General features: G+C 69.7%; 17 protein-coding genes and 1 riboswitch. Of the genes, 7 read left to right on the forward strand and 10 right to left on the reverse strand.

The genetic code is table 11. The annotated features are described in order from the left end of the window. Window positions 1–16: 16 nt before the first annotated feature. Window positions 17–490, reverse strand: coding sequence for a hypothetical protein (locus tag WME90_RS06990; protein ID WP_437280292.1), 474 nt, complete (start codon window positions 488–490; stop codon window positions 17–19). A 626-nt stretch (window positions 491–1,116) separates the two neighbouring features. After that, window positions 1,117–2,055, reverse strand: a complete 939-nt coding sequence (locus WME90_RS06995) for a serine/threonine-protein kinase (protein ID WP_437280293.1) — start codon at window positions 2,053–2,055, stop codon at window positions 1,117–1,119. A gap of 115 nt (window positions 2,056–2,170) precedes the next feature. Between WME90_RS06995 and WME90_RS07000 the strand changes: the two genes are divergently transcribed. Beyond that, window positions 2,171–3,160 carry a lipoyl protein ligase domain-containing protein gene (locus WME90_RS07000; RefSeq protein ID WP_437280294.1) on the forward strand — a complete coding sequence of 330 codons (990 nt, stop codon included), beginning with the start codon at window positions 2,171–2,173 and terminating at the stop codon, window positions 3,158–3,160. 6 nt (window positions 3,161–3,166) lie between these two features. On the opposite strand, the gene WME90_RS07005 is transcribed toward WME90_RS07000, so the two are convergent. Together WME90_RS07005 and WME90_RS07010 are read right to left on the reverse strand one after the other, a co-directional pair. Beyond that, the gene (locus WME90_RS07005; RefSeq protein ID WP_437280295.1) at window positions 3,167–4,621 is read right to left on the reverse strand and encodes an aminotransferase class V-fold PLP-dependent enzyme; all 1,455 of its coding nucleotides are present in this window, start codon (window positions 4,619–4,621) and stop codon (window positions 3,167–3,169) included. A gap of 36 nt (window positions 4,622–4,657) precedes the next feature. After that, window positions 4,658–4,772: riboswitch (SAM riboswitch) on the reverse strand. A gap of 548 nt (window positions 4,773–5,320) precedes the next feature. After that, the gene (locus WME90_RS07010) at window positions 5,321–6,445 is read right to left on the reverse strand and encodes a hypothetical protein (protein ID WP_437280296.1); all 1,125 of its coding nucleotides are present in this window, start codon (window positions 6,443–6,445) and stop codon (window positions 5,321–5,323) included. A gap of 159 nt (window positions 6,446–6,604) precedes the next feature. Here WME90_RS07010 and WME90_RS07015 point away from each other — a divergent pair, with 159 nt between their 5' ends. Both WME90_RS07015 and WME90_RS07020 read left to right on the forward strand, forming a co-directional pair. Next, a complete protein-coding gene (locus tag WME90_RS07015; RefSeq protein WP_437280297.1) occupies window positions 6,605–7,189 on the forward strand; it encodes a hypothetical protein in 585 nt (194 codons plus the stop codon). A gap of 286 nt (window positions 7,190–7,475) precedes the next feature. Next, window positions 7,476–8,525 carry a hypothetical protein gene (locus WME90_RS07020; protein WP_437280298.1) on the forward strand — a complete coding sequence of 350 codons (1,050 nt, stop codon included), beginning with the start codon at window positions 7,476–7,478 and terminating at the stop codon, window positions 8,523–8,525. Between the two features lie 144 nt (window positions 8,526–8,669). On the opposite strand, the gene WME90_RS07025 is transcribed toward WME90_RS07020, so the two are convergent. From WME90_RS07025 to WME90_RS07045, 5 genes are all read right to left on the reverse strand, one after another. Then, complete coding sequence (locus tag WME90_RS07025) at window positions 8,670–9,743, reverse strand: YncE family protein (protein ID WP_437280299.1); 1,074 nt, start codon at window positions 9,741–9,743, stop codon at window positions 8,670–8,672. Between the two features lie 126 nt (window positions 9,744–9,869). Further along, the gene (locus WME90_RS07030; protein ID WP_437280300.1) at window positions 9,870–10,502 is read right to left on the reverse strand and encodes a glutathione S-transferase family protein; all 633 of its coding nucleotides are present in this window, start codon (window positions 10,500–10,502) and stop codon (window positions 9,870–9,872) included. A gap of 33 nt (window positions 10,503–10,535) precedes the next feature. After that, window positions 10,536–11,219 carry a bifunctional 4-hydroxy-2-oxoglutarate aldolase/2-dehydro-3-deoxy-phosphogluconate aldolase gene (locus tag WME90_RS07035; RefSeq protein ID WP_437280301.1) on the reverse strand — a complete coding sequence of 228 codons (684 nt, stop codon included), beginning with the start codon at window positions 11,217–11,219 and terminating at the stop codon, window positions 10,536–10,538. After that, window positions 11,216–12,304 (reverse strand): PfkB family carbohydrate kinase, encoded by a 1,089-nt coding sequence (locus WME90_RS07040; protein ID WP_437280302.1) that lies wholly within the window; start codon window positions 12,302–12,304, stop codon window positions 11,216–11,218. The genes WME90_RS07035 and WME90_RS07040 overlap by 4 nt, the downstream gene beginning before the upstream one ends. Continuing rightward, window positions 12,225–12,581, reverse strand: coding sequence for an SDR family oxidoreductase (locus WME90_RS07045; RefSeq protein ID WP_437280303.1), 357 nt, complete (start codon window positions 12,579–12,581; stop codon window positions 12,225–12,227). The genes WME90_RS07040 and WME90_RS07045 overlap by 80 nt, the downstream gene beginning before the upstream one ends. Before the next feature lie 598 nt (window positions 12,582–13,179). Between WME90_RS07045 and WME90_RS07050 the strand changes: the two genes are divergently transcribed. The 4 genes from WME90_RS07050 (at window position 13,180) to WME90_RS07065 (ending at window position 18,176) form a co-directional block, all read left to right on the forward strand. After that, a complete protein-coding gene (locus WME90_RS07050; protein WP_437280304.1) occupies window positions 13,180–14,307 on the forward strand; it encodes an amidohydrolase family protein in 1,128 nt (375 codons plus the stop codon). A gap of 195 nt (window positions 14,308–14,502) precedes the next feature. Beyond that, a complete protein-coding gene (locus tag WME90_RS07055) occupies window positions 14,503–15,516 on the forward strand; it encodes a zinc-binding alcohol dehydrogenase family protein (protein WP_437280305.1) in 1,014 nt (337 codons plus the stop codon). A gap of 184 nt (window positions 15,517–15,700) precedes the next feature. Further along, the gene (locus tag WME90_RS07060) at window positions 15,701–16,831 is read left to right on the forward strand and encodes a mannitol dehydrogenase family protein (protein WP_437280306.1); all 1,131 of its coding nucleotides are present in this window, start codon (window positions 15,701–15,703) and stop codon (window positions 16,829–16,831) included. Window positions 16,832–16,862: 31 nt separating this feature from the next. Further along, window positions 16,863–18,176: an MFS transporter gene (locus WME90_RS07065; RefSeq protein WP_437280307.1), complete on the forward strand. Its 1,314-nt coding sequence runs from the start codon at window positions 16,863–16,865 to the stop codon at window positions 18,174–18,176. Between the two features lie 97 nt (window positions 18,177–18,273). Here WME90_RS07065 and WME90_RS07070 read toward each other — a convergent pair whose 3' ends face one another. Then, the gene (locus WME90_RS07070; RefSeq protein ID WP_437280308.1) at window positions 18,274–19,761 is read right to left on the reverse strand and encodes a UxaA family hydrolase; all 1,488 of its coding nucleotides are present in this window, start codon (window positions 19,759–19,761) and stop codon (window positions 18,274–18,276) included. Between the last annotated feature and the right edge of the window lie 3 nt (window positions 19,762–19,764).

Here is a 19,764-nt window from a genome sequence, read left to right on the forward strand (position 1 = left end):
CGTCGAGCCCCTGCGATCACTGGCCGCAGCCGACCCAGGTGCGCTCGATGGTCTTGTAGTCCTGGGTCATTCCGCTGGCGCTGGGGCAGCCGGTCGAAAGGATCACCGTGCCCTTGATCTGGCACGATGACGAATTCACGAACGTGCTGTTGCCGGTGGCGATGGGGGACTGCGGCGTGCCGACCAGGCCCTCCTGCTGCGTGCTCAGCGTCGACCAGGACGCGGTCGAGCTGGGCTTGACCGAGGAGGCGGCGAACACGGCGTACTGCATCCCGGTTTCGTTGCCTGGCACGAACGGATTGTCCTTGACCTGCCCGGACTGGGTCTGGACGGTCGCGGTGCTGGTGGTCCGGCCGAAGGTGATGTCGACCTTCGCTTGTAGATGGCTGTTGCACAGATAGACCTGCTGCGAGAAATTCGGAGGCGGGGTGTCGGCCAAAGCGGCGCTCGTGAACATGAAGAGGGGGAGTGCGAGCACGCGGAATTTCATCGTGATCTCCTGTCCGTTTCGTCGTGGGGACGCGGCGGCGCCCATCGACATCGCCGCGCGCAGGCGATCTCGCCGAGCCCGCGGGCGCCGGCAAGCGTCCAGCAGCGAGTCCACGCGAGCGGCGCGCTCGACGTCCGGCCCAAACCTTGCGCATCCCCCGGTGCCAGCGGCTGCGCCTTTGCGTTGAACGCTCTCCCGGGATCCGTGGCTGGGAACGGCCCGGTTCGCTTGAGCTCTGAACGATTTTTCTGGATCCAGGGTGATTTTAGCCGGCTGTTAGAGATGATTCTCTCAATGTTGGCTCTGATTAGCCGGCTGTTAGAGATGATTCTCTCGATGTTGGCTCTGATTAGCCGAATCCGAGAGATTATTTTCTGGATCTTGCCTGTGTTTACCTTGATTTTTGAGCTTTGTTTCTGGATCTGTCGACGATTTGTCCCGTTTGCTGGCGGGCACGCCTCGATGCCGCCGGGCAGTGCTCACCTTCGGCCCGGAGAGGGTCTCCGCGAAGATGCGGAGATCCTTGATCTTTCTTCCGGCCTTCCCGTCGTCTGGTCCACTTGGAGCGCTGCCTGCCCCAGGTCCCCACGCCCCCGTCGCCTCGGGCGACCTCGCCGCAGCGGCTCCTACGCGCGCCCCCGCGCGGCGGCCGTCGCATAAGGCGGCTCGCGGCCGGCGCGCACGAAGCCGAGATCGGTGCGCATCGTCCTCGCGTCGGGGTAGCGCTCTTGCTTGAGGAAGGCGAGGGCGCGGTCGACGACGGCGCACAGGCCGGGCGGCGCCGTCGGGGCGTAGTGCGCGAGGGGCGGCGCCTTCTCCGTGGCGACCGCGATGAGCAGGCGCGCTTCCTCCAGGTTGCCGTGGATCGTGCGGCCCGCGAGCAGCCGGAACATCGTCGCTCCGAGGCCGAAGATGTCGGTCCGGCCGTCGATATCGCGGATGAGGCCCAGGGCCTGCTCGGGTGCCATGTAATCGTCGGTGCCGATCGACACGCCCGTCGCGGTCTTCGTCATCTCCGGCACCCCCGCGACGTCCTCGAGCAGCGGGTCGAGGACGCGCGCGAGGCCGAAATCGAGCACCCGCACGTGCCCGTCGTTGCCGATGTGGAGGTTCTCGGGCTTGAGATCGCGGTGAACGACGCCGTGCTCGTGCGCCACGATCAGCACGTCGAGGACCCGCTCGGCGAGCGCGATCACCTGGCCGACAGGGAGCGTCCCGTGCCGGGCCATGCGGTCGAACACGGTCTCTCCCTCGAGCACCTCCATGGCCATGTAGACGAGGCCGTCGTCCGTGGCCGCGGCCTCGAGCACCTGGGGGAGCCCCTCGCAGAGCGGCGCCACGGCCGCCAGCGCGCTCCCGATCGGCCCCTCGCGCAGGAACCGCTTTCGCACCGCCTCGATCTCCGCGAGCTCGGCGTGAAGGACCTTGACCGCCGCCACGCACCCGTCGGCCCGGCGGCAAAAGAAGACGCTCGCCATACCGCCGACCCCGAGGACGCGCTCCACCGCCCATGGGCCGATCCGCGTGCCGACGCGCTGCTCTGCCAGCTCCTCTTCGGTCACCATGGAGCGATGTTACCACCGGCGCCTTCGCGCGGGGCCTCGTCTCGCGAGGACCGCGCTCATCCTAGCGACCGCCGCATCGCCGCGCGCCGCGCTTCGCGCCAAGGAGACTCCCTCGATGCCCGCCATCCACTCGCTCCCGCCGGCTCATCGCCCTCTCGAGGACGCGCTCGCGCTCGGCCCTGCGTTGCTCGCGCGCGCCCGCTCGGCAGAGGCGGCGCCGTGGCTCGCCGCCAGCCTCGTCGAGGGGCCCGCCGTGGTGCTGGGCGCGGCGCAGCGCGCGGCGCGCGTCGTCGATCTGGCGGCCTGCGCCGCGCGCGGCGCGAAGGTCCTGCGGCGCGCCACGACCGGCACCGCCGCCTTCCTCGGCGGGCGCGGCGTCGTGTGGACGCTCGCATTGCCGCACGTCGCCTCGCTCGCGCCCGACGCCACGGCCCGGACCCTCCTCAACCGCAACGTACGGGGCTTTCTCAAGGGCTTCTCCCGCGCCGGCGCGCCCGCCCATTACTTCGGGCGCGAGTGGATCTCGCTGCAGCACCGCCCCGCCGCGCTGCTCGGCCTCGACGCCGCGCCGGACGGCGCGGTCCTCATCGAGGTCTTCGCGGGCCACGACGCGGCGCTCGCGATCCCCCCGGAACTCGCGGCGCCCGACGAGCGCGTCATCGACCGCTGGCTGGGCAAGGCCCCGGCCGCGCTCTCCGACGTCCTCCCGGCGCGCCTCTCGCTCGAGGCGCTCGCGCGCACCGTCGTCGAGGGGGTCGCCACGCGCGCCGCGCTCCCGCTGATCGACGGCGGCGAGGCGCCGGAGCTCGCGGCCGAGCGCTTCCGGCCGATCACGGCGCCCGGCGACCCGGCGCCGCCGGGCGCCTCCGCCGCGGCGCTGGCGCGTGTGCCCATCGGGTGGATCGAGGCCGCGGCGCTCGGCGACGCGCCAGGGCGCGTCTGGGTCGGCGGCGACGTCCTCACGGCGCGCTGGCTCCTCGATGCGCTCGGCAGGGGCGAGGCGCCCCTCGACGCCGAGGCCTCGCCGCTGGAGGGGGCGACGCTCGCCGACCTGAGCGCGCTCGCGCGGCGCGCGCTCGCCCTGGGCCGCGCGCCCGAGGGCTGATCCGCCTCAGTGCGGCGCCTGGCAGGGCGCGAGCTGGCTCGCCAGGGGCCCGAGCGCCGCGCCGGCCGCGCCTCCGGCGGGGAGGCCGGCCAGCGCAGGGCGGGGGCGAGGATCCGGATCGGGGACGTACCGCCCTCCGTCGAGGCGATAACGCCAGCGGGGCCCCCGGGCGACGAGATCGGCGATCGCGAGGAGGAATCTGTCGATGTCCGCCGCGCTGGTGCCGACGCCGAAGCTCACCCGCACCGCGAGGGGCACCGCCGCGCCGTCGTCCGCGTCCTGCGCGCGATCCCCGGCGAGCGCCGTCATGAGCGGGTGCGCGCAGAACGAGCCGTCCCGGACGCCGATGCCGTGCTCGGCGCTCAGGGCCGCGGCGAGCGCGCCGGGATGGAGGCCCCGCACATTGAACGTCACGACGCCGATCCGCGGGCTCTGCGGGCCCCACATCGCGAGGCGCTCGACCCCGGGCAGGGCGCAGAGGCCGCGTGTGACGCGGTCGAGCAGGCTCGCCTCGTGCGCCGCCACGGCGGACATGCCCACCTCGGACAGCGCGCGGCACGCCGCCGCGAGCGACACCGCGCCGACCACGTTGGGCGTGCCGGCCTCGTGGCGGTGCGCCCCGCTCGCCCATTCGACGCCGTCGCGCGTGACGCGCCGGACGGCGCCTCCGCCGGCGAGGTAGGGGCGCGCGGCGTCGAGCCAGTCGCCGCGGCCGACGAGCACGCCACCGCCGAAGGGGGCATACAGCTTGTGACCGGACAGCGCGACGTAATCGGCCCCGATCCCCGCGATATCGATCGCGCGGTGGGGCGCGAGCTGGGCCGCGTCCACGGCGAGCCGCGCGCCGCGGCGATGGGCGACCGCGGCGAGCTCCGGGAGCGGCCACAGCTCGCCGGTGACGTTGCTCGCCCCCGTCACGGCGAGCAGCCGATGGCGCGAGGACACGCCGCGCAGCGCGTCGTCGGCCCGCGCGATCGCCTCCTCCGCGCTCGCGGGCACCGGGAGGACGACGGACCGACCGCGCCGCCACGGCAGCTGGTTCGCGTGGTGCTCCGAGGCGAACGTCACCACCGCCGTGTCCTCGGGCAGCGCCGAGGCGAGCAGGTTGAGCGCGTCGGTGGTGTTCCTGGTGAACACAACCGTGTCCTCGGCGCGCGCTCCGACGAAGTCGCCCACCTGCTGGCGAGCGGCGGCATAGAGCTCCGTCGTCACCGTGGACGCGAACCCCGCGCCGCGGTGCACGCTGCTGTACCAGGGCAACAGCGCCGCGACCGCGTCGAGCACCGAGCGCAGGCACGGGGCGCTGGCCGCGTAATCGAGGTTCACGTAGCCCACGTGCTCGCCGGTGACGAGCGGCACGGAGAGGTCCGCCCCGACGACGGGCAAAGGGAGCGCGCTGAAGGCGCACGGCGCCGGCGCGCCCGCGTCAGGGCGCGAATCGACGATGGAAGGGATCGACATACCACCTCGCGAGTCCAGGGGACTCCGGGCGACCAGAGTCCGCGCTTGCCGGCCGCACATGCGGCAGGCCAGGTCGTCACCCGGGACACCCCGCCGCGGCTCGGAGGGTTGTCGGCCAGCGAGCCGGGGCTACGCGCTGGCGCTCATGACCTGTCGAACCACTACCTCGATTGCCGGCTTGTGGCAAGGACCGGCTCGACATCCCAGCGGTCCGCTCGGCCGCGAACGCCGGTACGGTCGTTGCAATGTGCACCTTCGACCTTCCCGGGGCCCGACGGCGAGCCGCGGACCAGGCGCCGATCTGCGCCGATGAGGTGAACCCGTCCTATAGCGGGGAGCAGGTTCGTGCGCTACGGGCCCACTCGCGTCGTTCGGCTCGCTGCGGCGTACTTTCGTACGCCTCACTCGCCTGCCTAGAGCGACGAACAGGTTGCAATTCGTATAAATTCAATGGGTTGCCAAACCTGACGATCCCCCGGAGAGCAAGCTCCAAGGACAAGGGAATGAGCAAAACCGCAAGGACGCAAGGGGCGCAACAGATGAGAGATGAGATAGTTTCCAGTCTTCCCCTTGCGCCCCTCGCGCCCTTGCGGTTTTGCTTCTCTTCTCTTGATTTCCCCGAGACTGTAATGTGGTCGGTGTTCTAGGCAACCTCGAGAATCAGGCGAACCAGGGCGCTCCGCCGAACGAGCTCCCACATCACGGCTCGAACGGCAGAAGGACCGCCTCGATGAGCTCAGGATCACGGATCTCTGCGTCCTGAAGGAGACCGAGGGCGAAGTGCTCCGCGGAGATCTCTTCGGCGGACAGGATGTACTCGGTCGTCGTGCCGAGCTGCTCGAACAGACCCTCCGCGGACTCGATGGAGTGGAGCGCGCCGCTCTCGGGCTCCACCAGCCACAGGTCCAGATAGTCGAAGAACGATCCACCTTCGTAGTCCGAGCGCGCGATGGTGGCGAGCGCCACGTCGACCGGCGCGCCATCGAATGAGACGCGGATGACCTCCTCGAGGAGCGGATCATCAGGGTTCGTGATTTTCCTGTCCGCCAGGCCCGGCGGGAGGGTCAGGTCCTGGACGCGGGAGAAGCCGAGCGCCTCATGCGCCGGCCAGCGGACGACGTCGGGGTTCGCGCGGCTCCAGATATGAAACAGCTCGTGCGCCACGGTATGGATCTGCAAGGCGGGATCCAGGTCGAAGAACAGATCGCAGAGGAATACCGTTCCGCTCCGTGTGTAGGCAGCCGGCCCTCCTTCTTCCTCGCCATCCGTGCGGACGAAGCGGACCTCCGGGGGATCCGCCGGAGGACGCAGGCCGCGCTCCGCCATCCGGTCGAGGACGGTGTTCACCTGTTCTCCGACGTTCTCCTTCTCGTCCTCGGAGAACGCGAGGGCATGCTCCCGCACGACGCGCAGGTAGTCCTCGACCGCGACGGGCCGCGGAGCGCCCGTCCTGCTCTCCAGATCGAACGTGCTCATGGCCGAGACGAACTCGTCCCGGCGGCCGATTTCCTCACGTGCCTCGTCCTGGCTCAGGAACGCCGGCGTCAGCGTGGCCGGGACCTCGCCGAGATCGCCGCTGTCCTCCGGGTCGTTTGCCTCGTCGCTGCAGGCGGCCGCCGACAAGAGGAGCGCCATCATCGTAGGCCAAAGAGCAGCACTGGCTCGGCGGCGACGTGTTCTCATCGCCGCGTTGCCGTGGATCGTATCCATGTGGACCTTCCTCCTGTTCGCGTCCATGGTCTGCACCTTCATCGGATGGCGCTCGTGCTCCATCCGGTTGGGGCGAGCTCCGAAGGAGTGCCCGGCGGCGGGAGGATCGTTCAAGGCGGCGATCTATTTCTTCCGGAGCCGCGGCGCCCCCGTCGAGCCGGATACCCCAGTTGTGCGGACAGCATCGGGGCCTTGCGGCGCAGAGCCGATCCATGAGACTCTCCGCGGGGGGAGGTCGCGGCACGGCTTATTCAGGCGTTGGGTCGGACGACGATGAAGAACCTCGGGCCCCTGCTCACCGCGCTTCTCGTTCCGATCGTCGTGCCCATCGCCATGCGCGCGCTGAGCCGGAGCGCTGTGTCGGATCACGTGCCTGGTCGGACTTCCGTGGAGCTCCGGTATGGTGTCCCCATGAAGGTGCTCGGCGTTCTTGGGCTTGCCTTGGGAGCCTTCATGTTGATCTGGCCTGTGGTTCTGCGTCCTCGAGGGTCGCCGTCCTTCGGCCCGCATCCGCTGCTCCTCTTGCTGTTCTCCGGCCCGATCGGGTGCTCGATGATCTTCGTGTTTCTTGATGCCTTCCTTGTTCGCCACAGCGTCGACCTCGCCGGAATTACTTGCCGCAGCGTCTTTCACCGGCCGTTCCGGTTTGCGTGGGACGAAATCAAAGCTGTCGACTACAACGCTGGCATGAACTGGTTCGTCCTCCGATCGATGGATGGCCGCGTCGGTCGCGTTTCGCCCTACATCGCCGGAATACGGACGTTCGCCGAGTTGTCGATCGCGCACCTCGACCGCTCTGTCTTCACCGACCTCGCGTGGAAGCGCATGGGTGACGCGGCCGCAGGGGAGCCGGCCTGACTGGTGCTTGCAGCTGGCGAGCAACCGCGAGAGGCGTCTCGCGGACCGTGAGCGCATCCGCTGCTCTCGCTGTGATTGTAGAGCCTCGTAAACTGCCCTCCATCACCCCGCGCTGCGCGTCGTCGTCCGCGAGGTCGATAGCGTACTCGGTGACGTACACGGGCAGGCCGATGGCGGCGAACCCGTCGATGTAGCCGCGTCCTGATTCGCGCTCGGCCGGCGAGCCTTGACCGGTTGCCGAAACCTAAATTTGGCCGAGCACACGCTCCCGTTCGAGGATGCAACCATGGCGAGCTCGAAGCTGGAATTCCGCGATGGAGATCCTCCTCAGGCACGGCTACCCGCACACCCGGCGAACGTCGCGCAGGCCCGCCCCGCGCACCCCGCAACGGTCGTCCAGCCGCGGCCGGCGCACGCCGCCGCTGTCGCGCCCGCGCGACCTGCGCACCCGGCGACGGTCGTCCAGCAGCGGCCAGCGCACGCCGCCACCGTCGCGCCTGCGCGACCTGCGCACCCGGCAACGGTCGTCCAGCAGCGGCCAGCGCACGCCGCCGCTGTCGCGCCCGCGCGACCTGCGCACCCGGCAACCGCCGCGCAGACCCGGCCGGCGCAGGCGGCGACCGCACGCGCGGCGACAAGCCTTTCCTCCGAGCCCGTCACCGCGCGGGAGGCGGCTGGCGGGAGCAGCGGGCCCGCTGCCGCCCTCGCAACGTCGGCCGCGCTCCCGGCGAGCAAGGCGCTCCCGCACCTCGAACCCCATGCGCTGATTCGCGTCGCCGAGGAGCGCTGGCACGCGCGCGCCGTCCTTCAGCCCTCGCTCGTTGCCAGGGGCGGTCCCTCGGGGCCCCGTGTGGGAGGTGGAGGCGGGGGCAAGAAGCCGCCGCGACCACCGCCCTTCGATCTCAAGCACATCAAGAAGGCGCGGGAACGGAAGAAGTTGCGCTTTCACGTCACCCGCATCCGTCACTTCCTGAGCATCCTGGCGGGGGGCCTCGACCCGTTGCGCGGAGGACGGGGCGGCGCGAGCGAGGCAGTCGGAGAGCAGCAGTTCATCGACAACTCGCGGAACGTCGTTCACTACTCGAACAACGTGGGCCTCGCGCGCTTCTACTACCGGGTGCTCGAGGACAGCGCCCAAGGGCCGCTGGACCTTCCCATCGTCTTCGCTATACGGCGCGATCCGCGCTTCCGCGAACGACGGGATCGCGACGACGACCGAGGCGCCTTGGTCGTCCGACACCGAATCCAGCCCAGTGACCTCATCGTGCTCGAAGCCGAGGACATCGGCTTCCAACGAGACGATGACGAAGATTACACCCCGCCCCGAGGCAACTAGGGATCAGCGCTTCGAGCTCGGGGATTGCCGCGACACCGGCCGGACCTGGCCGGCGTCCAAGCTTCCGGGAAGCAAGCTCCACGGGCAACGAATGCGGCCGGCGGCTCAGGAGCTCGGGAGGCTCGCGTGGGGCATGGCTCCGCGTCAGCGAGGCGAAGATCGCAGGATGAGCAGGCGGCCGTCGTCCTTCCCGGCTGCGCCAGCGTCGTCGAACTCGGTGAGGAGCAGCGCCTCTCCGTAGCGCCAGGCGCCGTGCGGCGTCCTCACCCCGTCGGGCGGGGCGAGGATCGCGCGGATGGTCAGGTCGTCCGGATCGAGCAGCCATGTGCGGCCCGATTGGCCCACGGCGATGACCTCGTCGCCCATCTGCCGGAGCACAGCGACGAGCTCGCCGAGCGCGACCTCGTGCGTGGCTCTGCCGCTCACCGGATCCAGGCGGATGACCCCGGATCGAACGTCCGTGAACACCGCGCCCGGGCCAGCGGCGATGCGTCGGTGGGAGTCGCCGATGTGGAGATCGTCGAGCGGCTTCAGCGATCTCTGGTCAACGACGCTCACGTCTCCATCGCCGTGCGCCACCCAGACCCGGCCGTGCCCGACGGCGAGCGCGAACGCGTCCCGGCCGAGCTCGGGCGAGCGGCGTTGATCTCCTGTGGCGGGATCGATCCGCACGACCGAGGAGCCCGTCGAGCTCCCCTTGCTCCAGAGCAGCACCCAGAGCGCTCCGTCCGCATACACCATGTCCTCGGGAGAATCGGGCAAGCGCGCCAGCGCGCGGGCACGCGCCGTCTGCCCGTCGATGGCCCAGACCGTCTGATCGGTGTGGGTCAGCGTGTAGACCGCCCCCGCGGGTGACGCGACCACCTGCACCGGGAGCCGGCCAACCGTCACGCGCGCCGTCACCTCTCCGCGCTTCAGGTCGACGCGCGCGACCCGCCGGTTGCCGCTCTCGGCGACCCACGCCGTGTCGCCGACCACCGCGACCCCTTCAGGCCACTTGCCGATGACGATCGCCTTGTCGACGGTGAGCTGCGCGGCGACGTGCGCCGCTGCGCGCGGCGGCTCCTCCGGGGCGGCGGCGGATTCGCCCCGCGCCGCAGGAGCCGCCGGCGCGGTCGCCTGTGGCGCCGACGGCCGGGCTCCCTGGGACGCAGCCGCCGGCGGCGGAGGCGCCGTCACGGGCGGCGCGCCCGAGCAACCCACCAGCATCACGGTCATGATCGCGAGGGCCCCTGGCCATCTTCGGAGTGGGCGGCGAGCCGCGCGTGTACGCTCCATTGGCTGATGCTCTCCTTTCCTTGCGTAAACGCTCGGGCGGCATAGTCCATGCCGCCGACACGTGAGCTACACGGCCACGTGGAGGGGCTGCACCACCGCCGCGAAGACCGGGAGCGCCTCGCAGCGCGCCGCGTGCGCGGCCAGCGCCGGCCGCCTCGCGGCGTCGACGAGGGCCGGGTGCGCCTCGCCGACGAAGCGGAGCGCGCAGCCGACCGCGATGTCGGCGTGGCTGAAGGCGCCCAGCCACCAGCCGTCGCCGCGCCGCGCGGCGCGCTCCCGCTCCAGCAGATCGAGCGTCTCGCCGATCTGCGCGGTGCAGCGCTCCACCCAGACAGGGCTCTGGCGGTCGCCCGTGCGCAGCACGTGCTCGTAGAGCAGGCTCACGGCCTTGTCCGCGAGCCCCGTGGCGAGCGCGCAGACCCGCAGCCCGGCGCGGCGCGCCTCGCCGGAGCGCGGCAGGAGCGCGCGCTCCGGCCCCACCTGGTCGTCGAGGGCGTCGAGGATCGCCGCGCTCTCCACGAGCGGCTCCCCGTCGTCCGTCACGAGCACCGGAACGCGCCGGAGCGGGTTGTACCTCGCGATGGAGTCCGCGTCGGCCCACACCGACCACGGGCGGTGCTCGTACGCGAGCCCGTACTGCTGGAGCGCCACGGCGACGCGGCGCACGAAGGGAGAGTCGTACTGGCCAATCAGGATCATGGCTCCTCGTCTAACCGAGCCTGCCGCGGGCGGCTACCAGACCGTGCACACCTTGAGCTCTGCGCGCGCGGCGCTGACCACGGACATGAACTCACGCGCGCGCTCCGTGAGGACCTCATCCTTGCCCGCCGCGAGCGCCGCGGCGTCCACGAGCTCGCCGCCGACCCCGAGCGCCACGGCGCCGGCCTCGATGAAATCCCTGGCCGTCGTCAGGTTGACCCCGCCGGTCGGCATCATCTTCACGTCCGGGAGCGGCGCGCGCAGGGCGCGCAGGTACTTCGCGCCCCCCATCGCGGAGCACGGGAACAGCTTCACCGTGTCGGCGCCGGCGCTCCACGCGGCGATCACCTCGGTCGGCGTGAGCGCCCCCGGGAAGACCGCCTTCCCGAGATCGTGCGCCGCGCGGATGACCTCCAGGTCGAGCCCCGGGCTCACGATGAACTCGGCGCCGGCATCGATGCACCTGCGGGCCGCGTCCGCGGTGAGCACGGTGCCCGCGCCGACGACGACGCGGTCCCCCATCCGCGAGGCGATCTCGCGCATGACGGACAGGGCGTCGGGGACGGTCATCGTGATCTCGACGACCTCGATGCCGCCCGCGCACAGCGCGCGAGCGGCCCGCACGGCGAGCTCACCGCTCGGCGCGCGCACGACGGGGACGACGCCGATCTCCTCGATGCGGCGGACGACTTGCTCGCGGTCCATCGCCTGATTCATCGCTCGATCCTCGCGCCGGCTCCGCTCATGGCCCTCCGCACCTCGGCGAGCGACGCCATCGAGGTGTCCCCCGGAGTCGACATCGCCAGCGCGCCGTGCGCGACGCCGCACTCGAGCGCCCACTGCGGGCTCTGCCCGGTCAAGAGGCCATAGATGATCCCCGAAGCGAAGGAGTCGCCGCCGCCCACGCGGTCCAGGATCTCGATGTCTCGCTGCGGGACCTCGTGGAACTCGCCCTTGTAGTACAGGATGCCGCCCCAGCCGTTCACGCTGGCAGTCTTGGCCGTCCGGAGGCTCGTGGCGACGACCGAGATGTTGGGGTACGCCGCGACGACCTCGGAGATCATCCGGCGGAAGCCGCGCGTGTCGAGCTGGCTGTAGCTGCTGTCCACGCCGGACACCTCGAAGCCGAGGCTCGCGACGAAATCCTCCTCGTTGCCGAACACGCAGTCGACGTACGGCATGAGGGCGCGATTGACCTCGCGCGCCCGCGGCTCGCCGCCGAAGTTCTTCCACAGCGAGGGCCGGTAGTTGAGGTCGTAGGAGATCCGCACGTCATGCGCGCGCGCGACCTCCATGGCCTCGTGCGCCACGCCGGCCGTGGTCTCCGACAGAGCGCAGAAGATGCCGCCGGTATGGAACCAGCGCGCGCCGCGCTCGCCGAAGATGGTCTCCCACGGCAGATCGCCGGGCCTGAGCTTGGACGTCGCGCTGTGGCCGCGGTCCGAGCAGCCGGCGGCGGCGCGGGGCCCGAAGCCGCGCTCGGTGAAGTTGAGGCCGTTGCGCACGTCCCGGCCCACGCCGTCGTAGTCGACCCAGCGCAGGAAGGATGTGTCGACCCCGCCCTGGAGCATCAGGTCCTCGATGAGCCGCCCGACGGTGTTGTCGGCGAGCGCCGTGACGATGGCGGTGCGGAGCCCGAAGCAGCGCCGGAGCCCCCGAGCCACGTTGTACTCGCCCCCGCCCTCCCCGACGTCGAACGTCCGCGCCGTGTGGACGCGGCGCTCACCCGGGTCGAGGCGCAGCATCACCTCGCCGAGGCTCACCTGGTCCCACTGGCAACCTTTTGCGCTGCGAATCTGCATCTTCTTCTCCTCGACGGCTCATCCAGCCGCCGTCGACGGCCAGCAACTGGCCGTGGATGTACTTGCTCGCCTCTGCGCACAGGAAGAGCGCTGCTCCCGCGACGTCGCTGACTTCGCCCGTAGGGCGACGCCAGGATCCCGCCCTGGAACGAGAGCGGCGAGGCGATGTTGACGATCTTGCCCGACCCTTGCTCGAGCACGTGCTTGCGGGTCGCAAGTGAGACTTCGCACCCAGCGCGGGCAATGCCCCCGCGACCGCGCCGTTGCTCGCGCCCACGACAACCGGGCGAACGGAGTCGGTGCAGAGATCGAGCCCGATCCCAGGGACGAATTGTGAGCGTTCACATAACGGGTGTCAACCAAAATGGATCGGCGCGAGGCTATCCTCGATCCCGATGGGTGCGGAGCGGCGGCCGGTCGCGGCGCCCATGACGCAGATCGCTGCGGAGCGGCTGCAGAGGCCGGACGCATCGAGCGCTCCTCATTGGCAGCCCGTCCGCAGAGCGATGTACGTCTCCCCAGATCCCAGATGCTTTCTGCTGGGACAGGCCCTAGCGCGCCTCTCAAGACCTCCGGTCGCCAGGCGACCGAGGGCGGGCGCGTCGCGACGTTGCTCCTCGTCGCCCTACATCAGTAGGGCTCCTCGTTGCGCCTGGCGCTGCACCCACCCTCGGTCGCCTGGCTCGGTCCGGTTCTGTTCGGCGCCCTTGGCCGGGGGCGAGCGGATTGGAAAATGGAATCCACATCAAACATGACCGCGGCCCGGTGCCCGCCTCTCTTGCCGCGCCGCTCCGAACGAGGCTTGCCCGCCACCCGAATCCGCGCTTGGCCGCATGACCGGATTGGTGTTGACATCGAGAATGTGAACGTTCACATTGTCGTTGTTCGGCTGCGCCCTGAGGGGGTCGTCACGCGCAGCGACACCTTCGTTATCGGGAGCGAGCTCGGCACCGACTCCAGAAAACTCCACCATGAAAATACTCACGAGTATTCCGAGGGCTTTCGCCAAGTTGTGCCTGATGATGACGCTCTCGCCGCTCGCGGCGTGTGCGTCGTCTTCCGCGACCACCGGGGCGCCACCCGGGACGGCGGGCGACACGAGCAAAGCGGCGGCCCCGCTGGCCGTGCCGGCGGAGCAGCGTGGTCCGATCCTCGACACGCACATCCATCTCTACGAGGTCACACGTCCGGGCGGCGTCGTTTGGCCGGAAGCCAAGCAGAAGCCGATTTACCGCGACGTGTTGCCCCCGGAGTATGAAGCCATCGCGAAGCAGAATGGCATCATCGGCACCGGCATCGTCGAAGCCAGCCCCGTCGTCGACGACAACCACAAGGTCCTCGAGATGACGAAGGGCAACGGCTTCTTCAAGTTCCTCGTCGCGCAGCTCGAGATCGGCTCGCCGAGCTTCAGCGCCGATCTGGCGCGCCTCGCGGCGGACCCGCGCGTGGTCGGCATTCGCGGCTTCCTCTGGAGCCCGAAGCTGACGCTCGACGCCAAGCAGCTCGCCTCGCTGGAGGAGCTCGCGGCCAAGGGCATGACGCTCGACATCATCAGCCGCGGCGCCCTGAACCCGAAGGATAAGGTCGAGGCGCTCGCGACCGCGGTGCCCAAGCTCCGTATCATCATCGACCACCTGGCGGGCGCGAAAGGGCCGACGCCGGATCCGGCTTGGGTCGACGCGGTGCAGCGGCTGGCCAAGCACCCGAACATCTACGTCAAGTTCTCGTCGTTCTTCGACATGTACAACCCGGCCGCCACCGAGGACGATCCCTGGAAGGCGCCGACCGACCTCGCCGCGTACAGAGCGCATTTCGACGTGCTGATGAAGGCCTTCGGCGAAGACCGGCTGATCTGGGGCAGCAACTGGCCCGTTGTCGACATGGGTGGCAGCCTCGCTTCGGAGATCGAGATCGCCGAGCGCTACCTCAAGGAGTTTGGTCAGGAAGCACGGGACAAGGTCATGTACAAGAACGCGCAGAAATTCTACGCGCGTCACCCCTGAACAGCGGCGTCCCGAGCGCCACGGCGAAGGCGGCGCCCGCCGCCCCGCTCACGGATCGTAAAGCAACGCCACGTCGCTTCGGCTCCGGCCAATCGACATGGCGCCGTGTTCTTTGGCAGAACGAAGCGGCCCCGGCTGCGGAGCGCGCCGTGAAAGCCGCGAGTGAACGAAGTCGCTCAGCGAGGCAATGACAGCATGAAAGCCCTGACGATCACGGGTCCGTCGGTTGCGCAGGTGAGCCAGATCAACGAGCCCAAACCGGCGCACGATGAGGTGTTGATCCGCGTGCGACGGGTCGGTTTGTGCGGCTCCGACTTGAACACGTTCTTGGGCAAGAACCCGATGGTGACGTACCCTCGGGTGCTGGGGCACGAGGTGGCCGGCACGATCGTGGAGCTCGGCTCCGGCGTCGAGGCGGACTGGCGCGTCGATACCGACGTCACGTTCACGCCGTACACGGCGTGCGGCGGGTGTCCCTCGTGCCGCGCGGGGCGGCGCAACGCCTGCCGCGACAACAAGACCATGGGCGTACAGCGCGACGGCGCGCTGACCGAGCTCGTGGCCGTGCCGTACCAGAAGCTCTTCACGTCACGGAAGTTGAACCTCACGGAGCTCGCGCTCGTCGAGCCGTTCTCGGTAGGCTTTCACGCGGCGGCGCGAGGGCGCGTCGAGGCCGAGGAGACCGTGCTGGTGATGGGCTGCGGCGGCGTGGGGCTCGGAGCCATCGCCGGCGCAGTGAGCCGCGGCGCGCGCGTGATCGCGCTCGACACGCAGGACGAAAAGCTCGCGCTCGCCAAGGCGCTCGGCGCCCGGGAGGCGGTGCTCGCGAACGCCGATGCACGCCAACGCGTGATGGACCTGACGAACGGCGACGGGCCGGATGTCGTGATCGAAGCCGTGGGCGCGACCGCGACGTACCGCAACGCCGTGGAGTGGGTGAAGTTTTGCGGCCGAGTCGTGTACATCGGGTACGGCAAAGAGCCCGTGAGCTACGAGACCAAGCTGTTCGTGATGAAGGAGCTCGACATCCTCGGCTCGCGCAACTGCCTGAGCGAGTTCTCGGACGTGATCGCCTTCTTCGAGCGACGCACGTTCGATCCGAACATCCTGATTTCGAGATCGATCCCCATCGAAGGCGTGCCCGAGGCGCTCGCCGACTGGGCTGCCCACCCCGGCCGAACGTCCAAGATCATGGTGGGCATGTCGTGAGCGCGCGCGATTCGGCGCCTTCATTGAACGGATCTCGGATGAAGACGAACCATCAGTTTCTGCGGATGAAGAACCCGCTCTCAAAGCATGACCCCGGGTCGATCGTGTTGCCGAGCGCGACCCGGAGCCTCGCGCACACGAGCCTCGCGTGGGCACGCGCCTGCTGAACCGCCGGAGCACTGACATGGGCAATCCGATTCTTCAGTTCGGCACGAGCCGTTTCCTGCAGGCTCACGCGGACTTTTTCGTCTCGGAAGCGCTTGGCGCAGGCCGCGCGCTCGGGACCATCACCGTGGTGCAGACCACGTCGAACCCAGAGAGCCGCGCGCGCATCGACGCGCTGCGCGCGCAGGGGCGTTACCCCGTGCGGATTCGCGGGCTGCGCCGCGGAGAGGTCGTCGATACGACGATCGAATGCACGTCGATCACGGAAGCGCTCGACGCGAACACCGACTGGTCGCTCGTGCGCGAGCGCTTCGCGAACGATGCCCGCGTCGTGATCTCGAACACGAGCGACAGCGGATACGTCTGCTTGCCCGAGGACACGGCGACATTGCTCGCGCCCGGCGCGGGCGTGCCGCGCGGGTTCGCCGCGAAGCTCGTCGTGCTGCTGCGCGCGCGCTTCGAGGCGGGCGCCGCGCCGCTCACGCTGCTGCCTTGCGAGCTCGTCTCGAACAACGGTGACACGCTGCGTGCGCTCGTCGCCGGCGTCGCGCGCCAGTGGGGCGCCGATGCCGCCTTCCTGCGCTACATCGAGCACACGTGCATCTGGGTGAACTCGCTCGTCGACCGGATCGTCTCCGAGCCGATCCGCCCGATCGGCGCGATCGCCGAGCCCTACGCGCTCTGGGCGATCGAGCGGCGCGAGGGAATGGTGCTGCCGTGCCAGCATGAAGCGATGATCGTGACGGACGACCTGCTCCATTACGAACGCTTGAAGCTGCTGCTGCTGAACCTCGGGCACACCTACCTCGCCGAGCGCTGGCAGCTCGACGGGCGCCCCGCCGACGAGAACACGCTGCACGCGATGCACGATCCGGCCTTGCGCGCCGATCTCGAAGCGCTCTGGCGCGACGAGGTGGTGCCCGTATTCGACGCGCTCGGCAAGGGTTCTGCCGCGCGCGCCTACCTCGACGAGGTGCGCCAGCGCTTCCAGAACCCGTTCCTCGATCACCGGCTCTCCGACATCGCGCGCAACCATGGTGAAAAGAAGCGGCGCCGCTTCGGGCCCGTGATCGAGCTCGCGCGCGAGCTCGGCCTGAACCTCGATCAGCCCCGGCTGCACGCGGCGCTCCGCACGGCCGTGCCCGCATGAGCCTGTGAGGCTGCCCAAAGGAGGGATGCAGATGAGAAAGATGCGTTGGGTCGTGCTCTTCCTGTGCTTTCTCGCCGTCGCCGTCAACTACATCGATCGCGCCAATCTGGCGGTCGCGGCGCCCCAGATCGAGAAGGAGCTCGGGATCGGCCCCGCCCAGATGGGGTTCATCATGAGCGGCTTTTTCTGGACCTACGCGCTCATGCAGATGCCGTTCGGCTGGTTCGTCGACCGTGTGGGTGCGCGCATCGCGCTGCCGATCGCCGTCGGCTGGTGGTCGCTCTTCACCGCGGCGACCGCCGGCGTGTCGAGCGTCGCGGCCATGTTCGGCTGTCGATTGCTGCTCGGCGTAGGGGAGGCCGGCGCCTACCCGGCCTGCGCCAAGCTTGTGAGCCAATGGTTCAAGCCGCGCGAGCGCGCGCTCGCGACGGGCATCTTCGATAGCGGTGCGCGCGTCGGCTCGGCGCTGTCGATCCCCCTCGTCGCGCTCATCATCGACTCGTTCGGATGGAAGGCGGCCTTCATCATCACGGGCCTGTTCGGCGCGGTGTGGATCCTCGGCTGGGTCGTCATCTACCGCAGCCCCGCGCACGGCGACATGACGGGCGCGCAGGACGTCGTCCACGCAGCGCCCGCCGAGGGCGCGCAAAACAACGTCACGTGGGCGTCGCTCTTCCGCCACCGCACGCTCTGGGGCATGATGCTCGGCTTCTTCTGCCTCAACTTCACCAACTACTTCTTCATCACGTGGTTCCCGAGCTACCTCGTGCAAACGCGCGGCTTCTCGCTCAAGTCGCTCGGCACGCTCGGCATGATCCCCGCGCTGATGGCGATCCCGGGCGGCTGGATCGGCGGCTTCGTCTCCGACGCGCTCTATCGCCGCGGCTGGAGCCTCACCGCCGCGCGCAAGACCTGCATGGTCGGCGGCATGCTGGTATCGTCGGCGATCACGCTGTCGGCATTGACGTCCAACATCTATCTGATGCTCGCCTTCTTCGGCATATCCTACGCGAGCCTCGCGTTCGCCGGCGCGAGCGTCTGGTCCCTTCCCGGCGACGTCGCGCCCACGCCGCGCCATGTGGCTTCGATCAGCGGCATCCAGAACTTTGCGTCGAATCTGGCCGGCATCGTCATCACGACGTTCACCGGCGTGATGCTCTCGCTGACCAAAGGATCGTTCACGATCCCGCTCGTCGTGGCGGGCGGCTTCTGCCTGCTCGGCGCATTCAGCTACCTCGTCATCGTCGGCAAGATCGAGCCGCTCCAGGTCAGGTCGGCGCCGATCGACGGGAGGCACCCCAGCCTGGATATCGACGGAGATAGTTCGCCTAATAGCGCGACATGAGGCCGTCCATCCGGCTCGGTAACCGGAGGAGGCTAGGCGGGCCGTTCGACGTGCGGCGGAACGAGGCCGAGCGTGGCCTCCGACAGGCGCTTTCGGCTCAAAGGGTGACGCCCCGCTTCCAGAGCGCGATCTCGCGCTCGCCGTTCTCCTCGGCGCGGGTCGGATGGCCGGAGGCGGTGGCCAACACCAGGTCCATCAGGGCGTCGGCGGCCGCGTCCATGGATTCGCCCGAAGCGATGCGGCCGGCGTCGAAGTCGATCCAGCGCTGCTTGCGCTGAGCCAGGCTGGAGTTGGTGGCGAGCTTGAGGGTCGGCGCGGGGAAACCGAGGGGCGTGCCCCGGCCGGTGGTGAAGAGGATGACCGTCGCGCCGGCGGCTGCGAGCGCTGTGGACGAGACCGCGTCGTTGCCGGGAGCCTCCAGCAGAGCCACGCCCGGCGTGCCGCGGATCTGCCCGCCGTAGTGGACCACCTCGGTCACCGGGGCGCGGCCGGCCTTCTGCACGGCGCCCAGGGACTTCTCCTCCAGCGTCGTGATGCCGCCGGCGATGTTGCCGGGCGAGGGGTTCTCCGACACCGGCTCGCCGTGGGCGATGAAGTAGCTCTTGAAGTTGTTCACGACACCGACGATGTCCTCATAGACCGCCTCGCTCTCGGCGCGGGTCATGAGCAGGCGCTCGGCGCCGAAGATCTCCGGGATCTCGGTCAGGATGGCCGAGCCACCGGCGGCGCAGACCTTATCAGCGATGCGGCCCACCAGCGGGTTCGCGGTCAGCCCCGAGAAGCCGTCCGAGCCGCCGCACTTGAGGCCGATCACCAGGTCGGAGACGGGGCAGGGCTCGCGACGGTCCCGCTCGGCGATCCTCACCAGCTCCTCGACGGCCTCGAGGCCCGCCTCGAGCTCGTCCTCGGCCGTCTGGGCGGTGAAGGACCGCAGGCGATCAGGGTCGAGGTGCAGGGCGCTCTCGAGGAGCCGGCCGAGCTGGTTGTTCTCGCAGCCCAGGCCGATGATCAGCACGCCGCCCGCGTTCGGGTGACCGGCCAGGGCCACGGTCATGCGGCGGGTGGCCTCGAGGTCGCCCCCCAGCTGGGAGCAGCCGAAGGGGTGGGTAAGGGCGTAGACCCCGTCCACCCGGCCCTTGAAGCGTTTGTCCGCCTCGGTGGCCACCTTCTGGGCGGTGCGCGCGACGCAGCCCACCGTCGATAGGATCCAGATCTCGTTGCGGGTGCCCACCCGCCCGTTCTTCCGCCGGTAGCCCATGAAGGTGCGGTCTTCGATGGCGGGGAGGGGCTCCGGGGTCGTGGGCTCGTAAGCGTAGGTGTCGAGGCCGGAGAGCGCGGTGGCCAGGTTGTGCGTGTGAACGTGGTCGCCCGGCTGGATGTTTATGGTCGCCCGCCCGATCGGCCAGCCGTACTTCCGCACCAGCTCGCCAGCGGCCATCGCGCGCAGCGCCACCTTGTGTCCGGCCGGGATTTCGACGCGGGCGGTGATCGCGTCGGCAACCGAATCGCCGGCGGCCAGGCCGCGGACGGCGACAGCCACATCATCTCGGGGATCGACCTGCAACAGGGAGGCTGCCAAGCTCATTTC

This window comes from Sorangium sp. So ce375, assembly GCF_051473855.1.
In the GTDB taxonomy this organism is placed as follows: domain Bacteria; phylum Myxococcota_A; class Polyangia; order Polyangiales; family Polyangiaceae; genus Sorangium.

Excerpts from the sequence above, each read along its gene's own strand:
- WME90_RS06990 (WP_437280292.1), bottom strand. The coding sequence starts at position 490 with ATGAAATTCCGCGTGCTCGCACTCCCCCTCTTCATGTTCACGAGCGCC.
- WME90_RS06995 (WP_437280293.1), bottom strand. The coding sequence starts at position 2,055 with ATGGTGACCGAAGAGGAGCTGGCAGAGCAGCGCGTCGGCACGCGGATC.
- WME90_RS07000 (WP_437280294.1), top strand. The coding sequence starts at position 2,171 with ATGCCCGCCATCCACTCGCTCCCGCCGGCTCATCGCCCTCTCGAGGAC.
- WME90_RS07005 (WP_437280295.1), bottom strand. The coding sequence starts at position 4,621 with ATGTCGATCCCTTCCATCGTCGATTCGCGCCCTGACGCGGGCGCGCCG.
- WME90_RS07015 (WP_437280297.1), top strand. The coding sequence starts at position 6,605 with ATGAAGAACCTCGGGCCCCTGCTCACCGCGCTTCTCGTTCCGATCGTC.
- WME90_RS07020 (WP_437280298.1), top strand. The coding sequence starts at position 7,476 with ATGGCGAGCTCGAAGCTGGAATTCCGCGATGGAGATCCTCCTCAGGCA.
- WME90_RS07025 (WP_437280299.1), bottom strand. The coding sequence starts at position 9,743 with ATGACCGTGATGCTGGTGGGTTGCTCGGGCGCGCCGCCCGTGACGGCG.
- WME90_RS07030 (WP_437280300.1), bottom strand. The coding sequence starts at position 10,502 with ATGATCCTGATTGGCCAGTACGACTCTCCCTTCGTGCGCCGCGTCGCC.
- WME90_RS07035 (WP_437280301.1), bottom strand. The coding sequence starts at position 11,219 with ATGAATCAGGCGATGGACCGCGAGCAAGTCGTCCGCCGCATCGAGGAG.
- WME90_RS07040 (WP_437280302.1), bottom strand. The coding sequence starts at position 12,304 with ATGCAGATTCGCAGCGCAAAAGGTTGCCAGTGGGACCAGGTGAGCCTC.
- WME90_RS07055 (WP_437280305.1), top strand. The coding sequence starts at position 14,503 with ATGAAAGCCCTGACGATCACGGGTCCGTCGGTTGCGCAGGTGAGCCAG.
- WME90_RS07060 (WP_437280306.1), top strand. The coding sequence starts at position 15,701 with ATGGGCAATCCGATTCTTCAGTTCGGCACGAGCCGTTTCCTGCAGGCT.
- WME90_RS07065 (WP_437280307.1), top strand. The coding sequence starts at position 16,863 with ATGAGAAAGATGCGTTGGGTCGTGCTCTTCCTGTGCTTTCTCGCCGTC.
- WME90_RS07070 (WP_437280308.1), bottom strand. The coding sequence starts at position 19,761 with ATGAGCTTGGCAGCCTCCCTGTTGCAGGTCGATCCCCGAGATGATGTG.